The following is a 16,319-nucleotide window of genomic DNA, read 5'->3' as shown; positions in this document are numbered from 1 at the left end:
GGCCGCATTTTTTTGTCCGCTCTGCCGGCATGGCAGCAGCGCAGGCGGCGCCTTGCTGCTGCGGCGCACCGCGGTCACTATGGGGGCTGCTTTCTCCTCACAGGACCTCCCATGGAAATTCGCAATCTCGGCGCCTCCGGCCTTCGCGTGTCCGCGGTCGGGCTCGGCTGCAACAATTTCGGCCAGCGCACCGACCTCGAGACCTCGCGCAGGGTGATCCACCGCGCGCTCGACCTCGGCATCACGCTGTTCGACACCGCCGACATCTATTCGAACATGGGCGGCTCGGAAAACGTGCTCGGCACCGTGCTCGGCGATCGCCGCAAGGACATCGTGCTGGCGACGAAATATTCCAAGCCGATGGCGGAGGACGGCACCAAGCAGGGCGCCTCGCGCCGCTACATCATGGACGCGGTGGAAGCGAGCCTGAAGCGGCTGAAGACCGATTACATCGATCTCTACCAGCAGCACGACTATGACCCGCTGACGCCGATCGAGGAGAGCCTGCGCGCGCTCGACGACCTCGTCCGGCAGGGCAAGGTCCGCTACATCGGCAATTCGAACTTTCCGGCCTGGCGCATCGCCGAAGCCGAGCACGTCGCACACGCGATGAACGTCAACCGCTTCGTCTCCTGCCAGGACGAATATTCCCTGGTCATGCGCGACATCGAGAAGGACCTGTTGCCGGCAGCAACGGAATACAAGCTCGGACTATTGCCGTTCTTCCCGCTCGCGAGCGGGCTTCTGACCGGCAAATACCGCAAGGGCGAGACCGCGCCTGATGACACCCGCTTCGGCAAGGTGCCGCGGCTGCGCGACCGCTACGTCACGCCGCGCAACGAGGACATCGTCGAGAAGCTGCAGGCCTTCGCCATGGCGCGCGGGCACAGCATGCTCGAACTCGCCTTCTCCTGGCTCGCCGCACGCCCGCAGGTGTCCAGCGTGATCGCCGGCGCCACCCGCGTCGAGCAGATCGAGGAGAACGTCAAGGCGATCGCGTGGAAGCTCAGCGCGGAGGAGATGGCGGAGATCGACAAGATCACGCTGGGCTGATCTCTGCGGCGTGGCGCGCTACCTAGCGCCGCGCCCGACCGTCTGCATCACCTCGAAACCCTCGAACTGGGGATGGCCGAGATAGGTCGGCTTGGTGTCGCCGGCCCGCGCATGCGCCGCGCGAAACGCTTCCGACTTGGTCCAGGCCTCGAACGCCGCGTGGTTCGCCCACACGGTGTGCGAGGCGTAGAGCGTGTGGTCCTCGAGCTCGGGCCCGCGCAGCAGATGGAATTCGACGAAGCCCGGCACCTTGTCCAGATGCGTGTCGCGCGTGAGCCAGATCTGCTCGAAGGCAGACTCCGAGCCCTTGGCGACGCGGAAGCGGTTCATGGCGATGTACATGGGTGGTCTCCTGATGCTTGGCTCATCATGTCGTCATTCCGCGACGCGCCGCAAGGCGCGGGCCCGGAATGACGGCTTTTGTTAAGCAACCAATCCCTTCATCGGCCTTGCGCTGGCGCTGTCCGGAAACACCGTCTCGGCCAGCACGCGGTCCGACAGGCCGAACTGGCCTTGCAGCACGCCCTTGATCACGGAGCGCAGGTCGGTAGTCGGCTTGAGGTCGCGGGCCTCATACAAGTTCGCGAGCTTGAGGCCGGGCCAGTCGGAGATGACGCGACCGCCTTTCACCGCGCCGCCGGCGAGCAGCGCGATCGTGCCGGTGCCGTGATCGGTGCCGTCGGTGCCGTTGATGCGCGCGGTGCGGCCGAACTCGGTGGCGACCACGACGACGGTGTCGCGCCAGCGGTCCCCCAGGCCGCTCTCGAATTCGGCGAGCGCACCGTCGAGCCCACCGAGCAGGAAGGCGAGGCGCCCCACAGGGCCGCCTTCATTGGCGTGCGTGTCCCAGCCGTCGAAGGCGAGCGCGGCGATGCGCGGGCCGTCGTCGGCGGCCATCAGCTTCGCCGCGCCACGCGCGACCTGGCGCATCTGCGCAACCTGGTTGCCACCCTTCGGCTTCATGTCGTCGCCGCTCGCGACCTTGTCGAGCTGAAGACCTTGCGACAAGGCCATCGCCAGCGCGGGATCGCGGTGGCGATAGAGATCGACCAGGCGCATCGCGGTGTCGTCGTCGGCCTGCGGCAGCGCGACGGGCGCCCAGCCGACGGTCGGCGCGTTGCCGCGCAGCACCAGCGGCGTGGTCGGCCCCACCGCAAGGCCGCTCGACACCCGCTCGCCGCGCGGCAGCGCTTCCAGCGCGCGATTGAGCCAGCCGGACTGCACGCGGCCCGGGCCGGCATAGCCGCTTTCGAGCACGTCCTGGCCGTCGAAATGCGAGCGGTCGCGATAGGGCGTTGCGACGGCGTGGATCACCGCAGCATGCTTGTCGCGATACATCCGCGCAAATTCCGGCATCGCCGGATGCAGCGCGAAGAACGTATCGAGCATGATGGCGGGATGCGCGCCGTCGGCCGCGAGCGCGATCGAGCCGTGCAGGCCGGCATAGTCGGGGTCGCCGACCGGCGCGACGGTCGAGAGCCCGTCGAGTGCGCCGCGCAGGATCACCACGATCAATCGCGGATCGCGCCCGTCCGCGGCACGCGCGAATTTCGGCAGGTACGCCCAGGCGGCGAAGGAGGCACCGCCGAGCAGCAGGCCGCGGCGCGAGGTGAGGAGCCGGTTCTCGACGCAGTCGATCATCATCATCTCCTCTGCATTTCCGGCGACATCAGCAGCAGCGCCAGCGCCTGCTGGCGCGATTCCGCACGCTCGATGGTCTTGCGCGTTTCGATCGACGCCGCATCCGCTGCGGCGAACTCCAGCAGATCAAGCGGATCGATGTTGTTGCCGAGCCGCGCGCCCATCTGCGCGGCGATGTCGAGCCTGAGCTTCATGCCTTCGGGCGCGGCCCATGCGGCGCTGGTGTCCGGGAAACCGTTGGGACCGGCCGGCGACCACAGCGGCTGGCCGAGCAGGTTGAGACTGTTGATATAGCCGCCGGGGTCCTCCGGCACGCGCGCGAGCAGCCGGCCGCTCGCGACCACGAAGTCGTAAGGGCTGCGCATCTTGGTCAGCGGCGCCTTCCAGGCCTCGTCGGAATCGACCAGCGCCGTCGCCATCGCCTTGAGGTCGCCGTCGGTCTTGACGAAGACGTCGCGCAATCGCGCCACAAGCCCGGGCGGCGGATCGTCGGCGACGAAATGGCGAACGAATTTGGTTGCGATGAAATTCGCGGTCGAGGGATGGCGGGCGATGTCGGCGAGCGCGGCTTCGCCCTGCGCAAGGCCGGTCGGCTCGTAGGTCCTGCCGAGCAGCATTTGCGGGCCCGGCTGGTGCGCGTTGGCGTTGAAGGCGAAGGAGCCGGGCGTGCCGAGCCCGCCTTGCCGGCCCGCAAAGGTCCAGCCGGTGATGATGCGCGCGAGCGAGGTGACGTCCTCCTGCGTGTAACCGCCGCCGACGCCGAGCGTATGCAGCTCCATGATCTCGCGCGCGAGATTTTCGTTGAGCCCGCGCTTGCGGTTTTGGCCCGCGCGCGAATCCGGTCCGAGCGATTGCTGGTTGTCGAGGAAGAACAGCATCGCCGGATGCTGCTCGACCGCCTTGAGCATGTCGGCGAAGCGCCCGAGCACGTGCGGCCGGATCGCCTCGCGCTCGAACGCACCGGCCCAGATCCGTGCCAGCTCGCCCTTGCTCGCGGAGATGCAGAAATGATTGGACCAGAACACGACGAGACGCTCGGTGAAGCCGCACTCGACCAGCGTCGCGCGCTGCAAGCGCGCCAGCGCCTCGGCGCGAAAGGTTTTCTGGATCACGTTGAGCGGCTGCGGGGCCGGCTTGGCGGGCGGCGGCGCGGCCATGTTCGGCGGCATGGTCTCGGGCTTCGCCGCGGTGTCGGCCGGCTTCGCATCGGTCATCTGGCCGGCGATCTCGGTCGCGGCCGTGTTCAGCGAAAGATTGCGGCGCGGCCCGGACTTCTGATCGGCAGGCGGCTGTTGTGGCGGTGCCTCGGGCATCGCGCCGGCCTTCGCAGTTTCCTTGGCGGCCGCCTCACGCGCCCGCTTGACCTCGTCCTGATAGGCGAACACGGCCTGGCCCAGTTGCGGCGTCGATTGCAGGCCGGGCGCCTCCAGCAGCACGCCGTTGGGGCGCGCCAGTTCAGCCTTCACGAAACCGCGCGGATCGGACGCCGCATTGATCAGATCGCCGGACGCCCCGCCGCGGGCCCCGAAGCCGAAACGGTTCAGCGCAACGAGGGCGGCTTGCGAATCGCGGGCCATCGATTTGTCCTTCGCGGATTGCCAACCGCTTTCCTGGTCTGTGCGCGGCGGATAATATACCGCAGCGAGAGATGAACCCGACATGAAAATGACAGCACAGCTTTTGCGCAAATCATGACAATTCCGAAAGAATCCTCGATGCAGGAACCGCGCCGCCTCGCCTGTTCCCGCTGCGGCGCCGAGTTCGGCTGCGATCTGTCGGGCAATTGCTGGTGCGCGGAGGAAACCGCGCGGCTGCCGATGCCGGTCAAGGGCGAGGACTGTTTGTGCCGGGATTGCTTGCGCAAGGCGGCAGCGGAGACGAGTGCCGCAAAGTAGGCCGCAACATCGTCCGTGAGACGCGAGCAGGCAGTCACATCTTCAGTGTCGTCCTGGCGAAGGCCAGGACCCATTACCCCAGGGAGAAGTTTGGCGAAGACTGGTCGTTTGGTACTGCGACCAACCGCAATCGATTGATCACGCGGTATGGGTCCTGGCTTTCGCCAGGACGACGTTGGGGAGAAAGCGTGCTCTGTCAACAACGTCACAATGTCATTGCATTCCGTTCCCGTTCGTTACACCGCATGTCCCGGCGATGTCCGCGCCATGCCGTCGAACGCGTCGAGCAGCTTCTCGCGCCACGCATAAACCGGATCATCGCTCTCCAGCAGCTTGAACGGGCTCACCACGCGCGCCCACTGGAAGCCACCGAACACGACGTAATCGGCATAGTTCGGTACCTGCCCGCCGAGAAACGGCTGCGTCTTGAACGTCTGCCGCATGATCTCCAGCGATTTGCGGAACGCCACGATGCCGGTGTCGCGGCTCGCCTGGACCTCTTCAAGTTTCCTGCCGAACCGCGCCTCGCGCGACTTTCGGAAATAGGCGGCATCGACCTCGGCGAGATTGTTCGGGATGTCGGCGATGATCAGCGGAGAGAGACCGCCGACGATGGCGATATCGCCCCACGCATTGATCATGCGCGCCATGGCGCGGCCGCCCTCGCCGCCGAACAGCGACGGGCGATCGGGAAATGCATCTTCGAGATAGTTGGCGATCACCCAGGAATCGACGACGGGCTTGTCGTGATGCAACAACACCGGAACCCGCTCCGAGCCGTGCGGGGCGATCGCGCTTTTCTCGGTGAAGCGCCAGGGCAGCGATTCCGCCGACAGTCCCTTGTGCGCCAGCGCCATGCGCGTGCGCCAGCAATACGGGCTGAAGGGGCGCGAAGCGTCGGTGCCGACGAGTTCGAACAGTTTGAGTGACATGACTGGTCCAATAGCTGCGATTGGCGAACAGAGTAGCCGTCATGGCGACGAGCACAAGAAGCCATCTTACCGCCGGTGCCGGGGTATGACCGGTCTCGCCCGCGCCGGATTTGCCCGCCACTTATTGAGCCGGCCCCGGATTGGACCTAAGCTCGGGCATTTCAAGCAACGGGAGGCATTGCAATGACCAGGACCATTCCACGGCGCGAATTTCTTCTGGGCTCGGCGGCACTCGCCGGAGCCGCGGCCGCCAACGCCTTCACCTGCGTCGAGATCGCGAGCGCCGCACCGATCGCCGTTCCGACCGTCGACAAGCTTTCGATCCGCGTGCTGGTGGATTCGAGCTTCGATCTGTTCTTCCGCCCCAAGCAAATCAACGGTGTCTCGATCGCACCGGCTGCGCGCGGCGGCGATTTCCGCAAATCGCTGCACAATGAATGGGGCCTGTCGCTCTGGCTGGAATCCGAAGGCGGCGGCAACCAGCGCACGCTGATGCTCGACTACGGTTACACGCCCGAGGTGCTGCTCAACAACATGGCGCTGATCGGCGTCGATCCGGCCAAGCTCAACGCGCTGATCGTGAGCCACGGCCATTACGATCATTTCGGCGGCCTGAACGGCTTCCTCGACAAGTTCCGCGACAAGCTGCCGGCCGACGTCAAGCTCTACGCGGGCGGCGAGGATAATTTCTGCCACCGCGTCAGCCCGACGCCGACGCAGGGGCAATTCGCCGATTTCGGCACGCTCGACCGCCGCCAGCTCGCGGCGCAGAAAGTGACGACCGTGCTGTGCGAAACGCCGACCGTGATTGCGGACCATGCCTTCACCACCGGCAAGATCACGCGTCGTAGCAGTGAACGCGTGCTGCCGAACACGCTGGTCGAGTTCGGCATCAAGGATGGGCTGGGCTGCAATGTCGGCCACTACCTGCCCGCGGAGATGGAGGGCAAGATCGTGCCGGACGAGCACATCCACGAGCACGCCACCTGTTTCAATGTGCGCGATCTCGGCCTCGTCGTGATCTCGTCCTGCGGCCATGTCGGCATCGTCAATTCGGTGAAGCAGGCGCAGGAGGTGTCGGGCATCCAGAAGGTGCACGCCATCGTCGGCGGCTTCCATCTCGGCCCGGCGCCCAAGGATTACCTCACGCAGGTCGTGAGCGAGATCAAGGCGCTCAATCCTGACGTCGTCGTGCCCATGCATTGCAGCGGGCTCAACTTCGCACAGGAAGCCAATGCTCAGATGGAGGGCAAGGTGGTGGTGACGACGACGGGCAGCCGCCTCACCTTCGGGCTGTGATGCGACGCGCCAGTGCCTGGCTGTACGTGATGCTGGCGCTCGCCTGCGCGGGAGCAGCGCAGGCGCGCTCGGCCGCCGAGACCATGGACATCCTGATGTGGAATCGGGAGCCGGTCGGCGGACCGTTCGAGCTGATCGACCAGACCGGCAAGCCGCGCAGCGACCGCGACTTCCGCGGACGCCTGATGCTGGTCTATTTCGGCTTCACCTACTGCCCCGACGTCTGTCCGACCGATTTGATGGCGATTGGCCAGGCGCTCGAGCAACTGGGGCCGGAAGCCGACGCGGTCCAGCCGGTCTTCATCACGCTCGACCCCGAACGCGATACGGCCGAACATCTTGCCGAATATGCGCCGCTGTTTCATCCGCGGCTGCTGGGGCTGACCGGCAGCCTCGACGCGATCGGGACAGCGGCAGAGGCCTACAAGGTCTATTTTGCCAAGGTGCCGATCGGCAAGGAGGCCGGCGACTACACGGTCGACCACACCTCCTTCATCTATCTCATGGACCGCGACGGAAAATATCTCGGCTTCTTTCCACCGGGCACCTCGGCCGAGCGCATCGTCGAGATCATCCGGCCACGGCTTGCCGCGCCTTCGCGGTAGGACTGCGGCCAGAGCCGTCGAAAGCGACGTGCTCACCGCCCGTTGGTGCGCAACAACTGCTTGCCGCCTTCCGTCACCGCGATGACCAGTCCGAGGCCGGCGACCGTCTCGCGCGTGACGTAGCCGCGGTCGGCGGCGTCCTCCCAGATGGTGAGGCGCGGGCACGAGGTCTTCCAGGTCGAAATCACCTCGGCATAGGCGCGCGGCTCGCGCGCGACCCATTCGACGAAGTCCAGCACCAGCGGATCGGCGTTACCGCTCATTGCAAACCTCCCTTGTCGAAGGCCGCCAGCACGGGTGTGCGGACCAGCAGCCAGCTGCCATAGGCGATGTAGTAGCAGGCGATGGCGGTGATCAGCTTCATCGACCAGGCCACGAATTGCTGATCCGTCATCGCCTCGAGGATGCGCCGCGCCAGCGTGGTGCCGAGCATCGAGGCGAGGATCGCGACGGCCGCGAGCACGGGATCGAGGGTGGCCGCCTGGTCGATGATGCCGCCGAAATAGACCAGCTTGGTGAAATGGCTGACGAGCTGGCACATCGCTTTCGTCGCCACTTTCTCGCGCCGGCCGAACTCGCCGCCGAGGAAGAAGGTGTCGAGCAGCGGGCCGGAGACGCCGGTCATCAGCATCAGGCCCATGCAGATCGTGCCATAGACCGTGCCCTGCCAGAGACGATCGGGATCCGGCTTGATGTTGGACGGCAGCAGCCACGCCATGAACGGCGTGATGCCGAGCAGCAGCAGCGCGACCGGCTTGTCCGGCACGTAGCGCGTGAGCGACCAGGCTGCCAGCGCGACCGCAGCGCCGACCATGTAGTTCGCGACCGGCCGCCAGCGGATATGCGTCCGCCACAGGAACGCGCGCCAGCCGTTCGAGGCCATCTGCGTGATCGCATGCAGCACCATCGCGGTCGGCAGCGGCATCAAGGCCAGCAGCACGCCGATCAGGATCAGCCCGCCCGCCATGCCGAACAGCCCCGACAGGAACGCGGTGGCGACCATCAGCAATCCGAGGGCAGCGATCATGATGGGCGTCACGTCAGAATTCTCCTGTGGTGGCTCAACGTAAGGGACGAAGGCTGCATCACTCCCTCGCCCCGCTTGCGGGGAGAGGGTGGGGTCAGGGGGAGTCTCTACGGGGACGGCGGCAGTTGGACTCGCGGAGAGCCCCCTCACCCGGAGTCCAAGCTTTGCTAGGATTCCGGCCTCTCCCCGCACGCCGGGAGAGGCGAACGGCACCGTCCTCGCTTCGACAAATCAGCGTAAATTACGCCGATATTTCTGCCTCGCTTGCTCCCCTCGCGCAAACTGAGTTATCTTGGCCTGGCATCAGTTTTCCTGAGGGTCCACGTATTTGCGGCGGCTGCTCTTCCTCAACGGCATCAAGGCATTCGAGGCGGCGGCGCGGACCGGCAGCTTTGCGGCGGCGGGCGCCGAGCTCAACGTGTCGGCGGCCGCCGTCAGCCGCATGGTGCATCTGCTCGAAGAGCGGCTCGGCCTCGCGCTGTTCGAGCGCAAGGCCAACAAGCTCGTGCTGACGCAGGCCGGCCGCGCCTATCAGAGCGGGCTGACGCCGATCTTCGATGCACTGGCCAGCCTCACCGCGCAGGTGACGGCGCCTTCCAGCGTCCGCGTGCTCACGATCGGCGTCGGCCACACCTTTGCGATGCGCTGGCTGATCCCGCGGCTGTCGGAGTTCCGCAGCGAGGAGCCCGACATCGAGGTGCGCTTCACCACCGGCGGCGCGTCGGTGCCGTTCGGCGAGGACTGGAGCTGCGGCATCAAGCTCGGCACCGGCGACTGGCCCGGCCTCGTCGCCGAGCCGCTGTTCGCCGGCGATCTCACGCCGGTCTGCGTGCCTCGCCTTGCGACGTCGTTGAAACGGCCGGCAGACCTCAAGGGCCCGAGCCTGATCCGCGTCGAGCACTCGCCGGAGGACTGGCCGATCTGGCTGAAGGCCGCGAACCTGCCCCGCATCAATCCGCGTGGTCCCGAGTTCCAGTTCTACGGCCAGGCGCTCCAGGCCGCCGCCGACGGGCTCGGCATCGCCATGGGTATCCGCCCCTATATCGACGACGATCTCGCCGCCGGACGCCTGGTGGCGCCGTTCGACCTCTCGGTTCCCAAGGGGATGCGCTGGTATCTGCTCTATCGCAGCTTCCAGACCGAGCAGCGCGACTTTGCCGCGTTCCGCCGCTGGATCATGCGCGCGGCGGCGGAACCCGCTGCCCGTCCGCGGCGGTCCGGACGCGCCGCCGGACGGAGCTGACCCATCACCCGGTTGGGTGAAAAACCCGGCAGCTTGTGAACGGCTTCACATCCGAAAAGCCGGAAACGTGGTCCCCTAACCCTCCAACAAGACGCTCGAGCAGAGACTCGACCTAGACACTCCGGGGACTACCAATGACGACCATCTACGACGGCTTTGACATCGAATCCTTCGAAGCTGGCAAGGGACTGTGGCACGCCCGCATCCGGCGCGCCGATTTCAGCCCGGTTGCCATCGACGGCGTGCTGTTTCCGGCCATGGAAGTCGGCTTCGCCTGGCCGGACCGCGACGCCGCGATCGCCGATGCCAAGCACCACATCGATCGCTTCCGCCGCCGGGCGGACGACAGCGACGACGAATAATCGGCAGGGACAGGGGGAACCGGTCATGTCAATCATCGAATTCGACGATGCAGTGCGGCCTCGGATCTACACCCGCACCGTCCTGTCGAATTGTCCGGAATGCGACGGCGATCTCACGGTGCTCCGCGTGATCGGCGGCCGCGCCGGAAGCGAGTACTGGACCATGCGCTGCACCGATTGCGGCGGCATCCATCTCGACATCCTCAAGCCGCGCCAGCCGGCCGGGGACGACGAGGGACCGCCGGCGGCGGCGTAAGGCGGGGGCACATACGGGGCGCAGGCGAGGTGCGACCATGATCAAGGCTCTGCTGCTTGACCTCGGCGACACGCTGATCGACACCCACAGGACGCCTCAAGCGCCGTATCCCGGCGTCGAGAAGGCACTTGGCGTGCTCAAGACCCTGAAGATGGCCGACCACAAGCCGCTGGTGATGTGCCTGGTCTCCGACTACACGATGCCGGAACCACGTACCCCGGAGGCCATCGCGGCGGCGTTCGCCGACTACCTCCAGGTGCTGGACAAGACCCATCTGAGGGGCTTCTTCGAGCCGGTCGACGAACGCGTGACGCTGTCGACCCACGCCGGAAAGCTCAAGCCCGCCGCCGAGGTGTTCAAGACCGCCCTCAAGCGGGCCAAGGTCCACGGCACCCTGCGCCAGACGCTCTTCATCACGGAGAACGCCGAGCATATCAGGGTGTGCCGCGACGACCTTCACATGAAGACCCTGCAATTCGGCGTCGACTTCACCTCCTGGTCAGGCGCAGCGAAACTGATCTCGCAAAAGATAGGCGTGACGGCATAGAGCCATGCGCTGGACCGATTGCGGCGGGATCCGCGAACCTGCTGCCAACCTGCTGTCAGCAGCCTGAACGCGGACGTACCTTCGCTCTTTTCTGAGCGGCGGACTCGTCCCATATTCGCCTCATGGCGAAGAAACCTGCATCCTCCGAAAAACCCGGCAAATCCCCCAAGACCAAGGCCCCGAACTCGAAGGCGCCAAATTCTCGCGCGTCACGCCCCGATGTGCAGCCGATCGGGCCGGCGCTGGCCGAGCTGCTCAATCCCGCCATCAACCGCGGCGATGCCGGGCTTGGATCGGGCACCGGCCTGCAGCCGCCGCCAGACAATTCACGCGACCGCCGCGCCGGGGGCGAGGCCGCCGCGCACCGCGCGCGCGCCTCGACGCCGAAGGACTTTCCTCCCCCTCCCAACCCTCCCCCGCGTGCGGGGGAGGGAAAGGATGGGGGCGGACTGGAGGAGGCCCCGCAGGCCAATTACGGCACCGCGGCCACGATCCCGACGCTCGATCCGGAACTGGCGCGGCAGCTCGGTTTTCCCACCGAGGAGGACGACGCCGAGGCGCTGGCGCGGCCGCCGCGCAACAAGATGGAGGCGCTGGGCGTCAAGGCCACGGCAGACGCGCTGGAGTCGCTGATCCGCGAGGGCCGTCCCGAGTTCCGCAAGGACGACGGCTCCACCAAGATATGGACGCCGCACCGGCCACCGCGTCCGGAAAAGTCCGAAGGCGGCGTGCGCTTCGAGATCAAGTCGCACTACGAACCGCGCGGCGACCAGCCGGCCGCGATCGCCGAGCTGGTCGAAGGCATCCAGCGTAACGACCGCAGCCAGGTGCTGCTCGGCGTCACCGGAAGCGGCAAGACCTACACCATGGCCAAGGTGATCGAGGCGACGCAGCGCCCGGCGATCATCCTGGCGCCGAACAAGACGCTCGCCGCCCAGCTCTACGGCGAGTTCAAGAACTTCTTCCCCGACAACGCGGTCGAGTACTTCGTCTCGTATTACGACTACTACCAGCCGGAAGCCTACGTTCCGCGCACCGACACCTATATCGAGAAGGATTCCTCGATCAACGAGCAGATCGACCGCATGCGCCATTCGGCGACGCGCGCGCTGCTCGAACGCGACGACGTCATCATCGTCGCCTCGGTGTCCTGCATCTACGGTATCGGCTCGGTCGAGACCTACACCGCGATGACGTTCGCGCTGAAGAAGGGCGAGCGCATCGACCAGCGCCAGCTGATCGCCGATCTCGTCGCGCTCCAGTACAAGCGCACCCAGGCCGATTTTACCCGCGGCACGTTTCGCGTGCGCGGCGACGTCATCGACATCTTCCCGGCGCACTATGAAGACCGCGCCTGGCGTGTGAACCTGTTCGGCGACACCATCGAGACCATCGAGGAATTCGACCCGCTCACCGGCCACAAGCAGGACGAGCTCGAATTCATCAAGATGTACGCCAACTCGCACTATGTGACGCCGCGCCCGACGCTGGTGCAGGCGATCAAGTCGATCAAATCCGAACTGAAGATGCGGCTCGACCAGCTCCACAACCAGGGGCGCCTGCTGGAGGCGCAGCGGCTGGAGCAGCGCACCACCTTCGATCTCGAGATGATGGAGGCCACGGGGAGCTGCGCCGGCATCGAGAACTATTCGCGCTATCTCACCGGGCGCCTGCCCGGCGAGCCGCCGCCGACGCTGTTCGAATACGTCCCGGACAACGCGCTGGTGTTCGCCGACGAGAGCCACGTCACCGTCCCCCAGATCGGCGCCATGTTCAAAGGCGACTTCCGCCGCAAGGCGACGCTGGCCGAATACGGCTTCCGCCTGCCCTCCTGCATGGACAACCGCCCGCTCCGCTTCGAGGAATGGGACATGATGCGGCCGCAGACCATCGCGGTGTCGGCGACGCCGAGCGGCTGGGAGCTGAACGAGAGCGGCGGCGTGTTCGTCGAGCAGGTCATTCGTCCGACTGGACTTATTGATCCTCCCGTCGACATCCGCCCCGCCCGGACCCAGGTCGACGATCTCGTCGGCGAAGTCCGCGCCACAGCCCAAGCCGGCTATCGCTCGCTGATCACGGTGCTGACCAAGCGCATGGCGGAGGACCTCACCGAATATCTGCACGAGCAGGGCATTCGTGTCCGATACATGCACAGCGACATCGACACCATCGAGCGCATCGAGATCATCCGGGATTTGCGGCTCGGCGCGTTCGACGCGCTGGTCGGCATCAACCTGTTGCGCGAAGGCCTCGACATTCCCGAATGCGCGCTGGTCGCGATTCTCGATGCCGACAAGGAAGGCTTTCTGCGCAGCGAGACATCCTTGATTCAGACCATCGGCCGCGCCGCGCGCAACGTCGACGGCAAGGTGATCCTCTATGCCGACCAGATGACGGGCTCGATGGAGCGCGCCATCGCCGAGACCAACCGCCGCCGCGAGAAGCAGGTCGAATACAACACCGCCAACGGCATCACGCCGGAGAGCGTGAAGAAGCAGATCGGCGACATCCTCAACTCGGTCTACGAGCGCGACCACGTGCTGGTCGAGGTCGGCGGCCACGACATGACTGACGACGTCATCTCGATCGGCCACAATTTCGAAGCCGTGCTGGCCGACCTCGAAACAAGGATGCGCGAAGCCGCCGCCGATCTGAACTTCGAGGAAGCCGCCCGCCTGCGCGACGAAGTCAAGCGCCTGCGCGCCACCGAGCTCGCCGTGGTCGACGACCCCACCGCCAAGCAGCGCACCGTGCAGGGCAAGGCCGGCGCCTATGCCGGCAGCAAGAAATACGGCGACGCGGCCAACCTGCCGGTCAGCGCCATGAAGAAAAAGACCGTGAGCTCGGCGCTGAAGGCCAGCGGCGGCGGCAGCGGCTCAAAAGTCCACAAGCCGTATCTCGACGAGATGCACGGGCCGGAGTCGCTGCCCTACCGCGAGAAACCGACGCTGCCGGCAAAACCGTTCGGCAGCACGAGCCGGATCATCCAGCCGACGGATTCAAGGCAGTCGGGACCGGAGTTCGGGCCAACCCCACGCTCCAGCGGCGGCACGCCGGGGCATCGCGGGGGGTGGAAGAAGAGATAGACGACGGAATATGGTCCGCGCCTTACGTGGCTATGGATTCCGGGCTCGCCGCTTTGCGGCGCCCCGGAATGACGAGAGCCCTCACCCCGCAATCGTCGCCAGCAGTGACAGCAGCAGCACGGACGCCATGAGTTGCAGCGACGTCGCCGGCTTGGCGCGCCAGCGGGCGATCTTTTCGGAGAGGGGCAGGTTCGCGTCGAAGAACTGGGCTTCGTAGCCGCTCTTGAGTCTCGGAAATGCCGACCCGAGCGAGACGACGAAGATGGCGTAGAAGATCGACGCCAGCGTGATGGTGAGCACGTGGCTGCTTCCGGGGGAGTCGCTCAGCAGCTTCACCATCAGGGACGCCGCGGCGAAGATCGGGAAGCCTTGAAGGACTGTGGTCAGCGCAAAACCTTCGAGCCAGTTGAGGGGCGCGGGTTTCGACGCGGTGACGAAGGGCATGATGTTCTCACCCCACGCTGGCCGTCACCACCGCCATCACCGACAGCAGCAGCACGATGGTCACGAGCTGGAGCGAGGCGACCGGCTGGGTGCGCCATGCGGTGATCTTCTCAGTGAGCGACAGATGGGCCTCGAAGAACTTTGGTTCGTAGACGGTCTTGAAGACGGCGGGGAAGCTCGGCCCGAAGGCCACAGCCAGCAGCGCGTGGGCGAGCGAGGCGATGGCGACGAAGATGGCGACGCCGGGGTCGCCGACGAGGTCGTGGTTGCCGACGAGCTTGAGCAGCATCGCGGCGGCGGCGAAGGTCGGGAAGCTCTGCAGGGTCGCGGTCAGCGCGAGGCCTTCGAACGCGTTGCGGAGGCGGGACTTTCTCGCGGCGATCGTGGCGGCCATGGCACGTCTCCCTGATGACATGGGGATGACGATAGGTGTGATGCCGGAGCGGGGATGTGAGATGGGTCACGCGGTGGCTGGTCACCTCTCCACCCCGCGGGGGCAGGGCCATCGCATATGGAATTCACGACGATTGCGAGCGAGTTTGCTTCGCCTCTCCCGCTTGCGGGAGAGGCCGACGCGCTCGCAGAGCGCGGCGGGTGAGGGCTTTCGCCACGCAGGGACACCGTCCGCTCGTCAACAATCCCAAGGCGGAGACACCCCCACCCCAGCCCTCCCCCGCAAGCGGGAGAGGGAGCCGAGTGCCGATTGCCGCGGCATCGTGCACATCATATGGCGCTCGGACCGACCGGATTACGGCTTGCTGGATTACAGCTTGCCCTGCCCGTTCACCTGGCTCTGCTGTTGCTGCTGCTTTTCCTGTTCCTTGGCGTGATGCCGGCCGTAGAGGCAACCGGCGGCGGCCCCTAACAAGCCGTGATGGCCGGCATAGTGGCCGGCGACGCCGCCGACGACGGCGCCCTTGATGCAACCCTTGGCGTTGGCGGCGGTGGTCACACCACACATGAGGAGGACAGCAGTGAAGGCGAGAAGCGGGGATTTCATGGGTCGATGTCTCCGGATGCGATGGCTTGATATCAACGAGCGCTGATAGCTCCGGGTTCCCTGCGCCAAACACGGCAAGGCGCGCCTGCCGATAGGCGCGCAGCGTCATCGCGACGCGAATGCCGCTCGAATTCTTGCATGCGGGCATAAACACAATCCTCGATTGCATCTCATGAACGAGGTGTCGTGCTCGCGCGTAAGCTGCAACGAGCCTGTGTTTTTGCGGATTGATGGATCCGCACACCGCACGATAGCGTTTGCCATCCGCAGCCAACGAAGGCGGGAGCAGCATGAGTGTTGAATCGCTGAACAAGCAACGCGTGCTGCATCTGCTCGACGCCTTCGCGCGCGGCGACATCGAGGCCGCGCTGTCGTGCTGCACCGACGACGTCGACTTCCTCACCCACGCGCCGATCGACGTGTTGCCGCACATGGTGCCGCGCCACGGCAAGGCCGAATTGCGTGCGCTCTGGCAGACGGTCTGGTCGCGCTATTCGGAGGTCCGTTACAAGGCGACGCACATCGTCGCCGAGGGCGACGCGATCGCGACCTACATGCAGAGCTATTTCAGGAAGCGCGGCAACGGCCGCGTCGTGCAGTTCGACATGGCGGTATTCTACACCTTCCGCGGCGGGCTGGTGGCCGAGATCCGCGAGATCATCGATTCCTACGACCTGGTGCAGCAGGTGCTGGAGCGCGAGATCGGGCCGCTGATCACGGGGGCGCCGGTGGACGAAGGGCAGGTTTGACCGCCCTCTTCGCGACGTCGTCCTGGCGAAGCCAGGACCCATTATCCCGGCTGCCGGTGTGGCGGCACCTGCCAACCACCAGCCTGCCCATTGCAGGGCTCGGTGGTTATGGGTCCTGGCCTTCGCCAGGACGACGCCGAAAATGCGGGAACCAGCGCCCGTACCCTCGAGACAGGACCG

19 protein-coding genes are annotated in these 16,319 nt (G+C 65.9%); 10 read left to right on the top strand and 9 right to left on the bottom strand.

The genetic code is table 11. The features are described from left to right. Positions 1-111 precede the first annotated feature (111 nt). Positions 112-1,053 (top strand): aldo/keto reductase, encoded by a 942-nt coding sequence (locus tag AC1RUR_RS17690; RefSeq protein ID WP_492846208.1) that lies wholly within the window; start codon positions 112-114, stop codon positions 1,051-1,053. Between the two features lie 18 nt (positions 1,054-1,071). On the opposite strand, the gene hmuQ is transcribed toward AC1RUR_RS17690, so the two are convergent. The 3 genes from hmuQ to AC1RUR_RS17675 form a co-directional block, all read right to left on the bottom strand. Beyond that, entirely contained in the window at positions 1,072-1,395 is a 324-nt protein-coding gene (gene hmuQ / locus AC1RUR_RS17685; protein WP_492846206.1) for a heme-degrading protein HmuQ, read from the bottom strand. An 81-nt stretch (positions 1,396-1,476) separates the two neighbouring features. Then, the gene (locus tag AC1RUR_RS17680) at positions 1,477-2,694 is read right to left on the bottom strand and encodes a DUF1501 domain-containing protein (protein ID WP_492846204.1); all 1,218 of its coding nucleotides are present in this window, start codon (positions 2,692-2,694) and stop codon (positions 1,477-1,479) included. Positions 2,695-2,696: 2 nt separating this feature from the next. Further along, complete coding sequence (locus tag AC1RUR_RS17675; RefSeq protein WP_492846202.1) at positions 2,697-4,271, bottom strand: DUF1800 domain-containing protein; 1,575 nt, start codon at positions 4,269-4,271, stop codon at positions 2,697-2,699. Positions 4,272-4,385: 114 nt separating this feature from the next. Between AC1RUR_RS17675 and AC1RUR_RS17670 the strand changes: the two genes are divergently transcribed. After that, entirely contained in the window at positions 4,386-4,589 is a 204-nt protein-coding gene (locus AC1RUR_RS17670) for a cysteine-rich CWC family protein (RefSeq protein ID WP_492846200.1), read from the top strand. A gap of 236 nt (positions 4,590-4,825) precedes the next feature. On the opposite strand, the gene AC1RUR_RS17665 is transcribed toward AC1RUR_RS17670, so the two are convergent. After that, positions 4,826-5,521, bottom strand: a complete 696-nt coding sequence (locus AC1RUR_RS17665; protein WP_492846198.1) for a glutathione S-transferase family protein — start codon at positions 5,519-5,521, stop codon at positions 4,826-4,828. Positions 5,522-5,704: 183 nt separating this feature from the next. On the opposite strand from AC1RUR_RS17665, the gene AC1RUR_RS17660 reads away from it, so the two are divergent. Then, a complete protein-coding gene (locus tag AC1RUR_RS17660; protein WP_492846196.1) occupies positions 5,705-6,820 on the top strand; it encodes an MBL fold metallo-hydrolase in 1,116 nt (371 codons plus the stop codon). Further along, on the top strand, positions 6,820-7,425 hold the full coding sequence (locus tag AC1RUR_RS17655; protein ID WP_492846194.1) for an SCO family protein: 606 nt from the start codon (positions 6,820-6,822) through the stop codon (positions 7,423-7,425). The genes AC1RUR_RS17660 and AC1RUR_RS17655 overlap by 1 nt, the downstream gene beginning before the upstream one ends. 32 nt (positions 7,426-7,457) lie before the next feature. Here the strand turns inward: AC1RUR_RS17655 and AC1RUR_RS17650 are convergent, their stop codons facing one another. Then, the gene (locus AC1RUR_RS17650) at positions 7,458-7,688 is read right to left on the bottom strand and encodes a hypothetical protein (RefSeq protein WP_492846192.1); all 231 of its coding nucleotides are present in this window, start codon (positions 7,686-7,688) and stop codon (positions 7,458-7,460) included. Continuing rightward, entirely contained in the window at positions 7,685-8,464 is a 780-nt protein-coding gene (locus AC1RUR_RS17645; protein WP_492846190.1) for a TSUP family transporter, read from the bottom strand. The genes AC1RUR_RS17650 and AC1RUR_RS17645 overlap by 4 nt, the downstream gene beginning before the upstream one ends. 316 nt (positions 8,465-8,780) lie before the next feature. Between AC1RUR_RS17645 and AC1RUR_RS17640 the strand changes: the two genes are divergently transcribed. The 5 genes from AC1RUR_RS17640 to uvrB all read left to right on the top strand — a co-directional run bounded on the left by AC1RUR_RS17640 (position 8,781) and on the right by uvrB (position 13,946). Continuing rightward, entirely contained in the window at positions 8,781-9,695 is a 915-nt protein-coding gene (locus AC1RUR_RS17640; RefSeq protein ID WP_492846188.1) for a LysR substrate-binding domain-containing protein, read from the top strand. 134 nt (positions 9,696-9,829) lie between these two features. Further along, positions 9,830-10,057 (top strand): hypothetical protein, encoded by a 228-nt coding sequence (locus tag AC1RUR_RS17635; RefSeq protein ID WP_027548436.1) that lies wholly within the window; start codon positions 9,830-9,832, stop codon positions 10,055-10,057. A gap of 25 nt (positions 10,058-10,082) precedes the next feature. Beyond that, a complete protein-coding gene (locus AC1RUR_RS17630; RefSeq protein WP_492846186.1) occupies positions 10,083-10,313 on the top strand; it encodes a hypothetical protein in 231 nt (76 codons plus the stop codon). 37 nt (positions 10,314-10,350) lie between these two features. After that, the gene (locus tag AC1RUR_RS17625) at positions 10,351-10,860 is read left to right on the top strand and encodes a hypothetical protein (RefSeq protein WP_492846184.1); all 510 of its coding nucleotides are present in this window, start codon (positions 10,351-10,353) and stop codon (positions 10,858-10,860) included. Between the two features lie 122 nt (positions 10,861-10,982). Next, complete coding sequence (uvrB, locus tag AC1RUR_RS17620) at positions 10,983-13,946, top strand: excinuclease ABC subunit UvrB (RefSeq protein WP_492846182.1); 2,964 nt, start codon at positions 10,983-10,985, stop codon at positions 13,944-13,946. Positions 13,947-14,027: 81 nt separating this feature from the next. Here uvrB and AC1RUR_RS17615 read toward each other — a convergent pair whose 3' ends face one another. From AC1RUR_RS17615 to AC1RUR_RS17605, 3 genes are all read right to left on the bottom strand, one after another. Then, positions 14,028-14,390 (bottom strand): hypothetical protein, encoded by a 363-nt coding sequence (locus AC1RUR_RS17615; RefSeq protein WP_492846180.1) that lies wholly within the window; start codon positions 14,388-14,390, stop codon positions 14,028-14,030. A gap of 7 nt (positions 14,391-14,397) precedes the next feature. Continuing rightward, positions 14,398-14,784 (bottom strand): hypothetical protein, encoded by a 387-nt coding sequence (locus AC1RUR_RS17610; protein WP_492846178.1) that lies wholly within the window; start codon positions 14,782-14,784, stop codon positions 14,398-14,400. 369 nt (positions 14,785-15,153) lie between these two features. Next, complete coding sequence (locus tag AC1RUR_RS17605) at positions 15,154-15,390, bottom strand: hypothetical protein (protein WP_492846176.1); 237 nt, start codon at positions 15,388-15,390, stop codon at positions 15,154-15,156. Between the two features lie 290 nt (positions 15,391-15,680). Between AC1RUR_RS17605 and AC1RUR_RS17600 the strand changes: the two genes are divergently transcribed. Next, positions 15,681-16,139 carry a nuclear transport factor 2 family protein gene (locus AC1RUR_RS17600; protein WP_492846174.1) on the top strand — a complete coding sequence of 153 codons (459 nt, stop codon included), beginning with the start codon at positions 15,681-15,683 and terminating at the stop codon, positions 16,137-16,139. Positions 16,140-16,319 lie beyond the last annotated feature (180 nt).

It is taken from the genome of Bradyrhizobium sp. GW821-FHT12B03 (assembly GCF_058807535.1).
The sequence above is the reverse complement of the archived record's forward strand: the minus strand, read 5'-3'. Positions and strand labels throughout refer to the sequence as shown.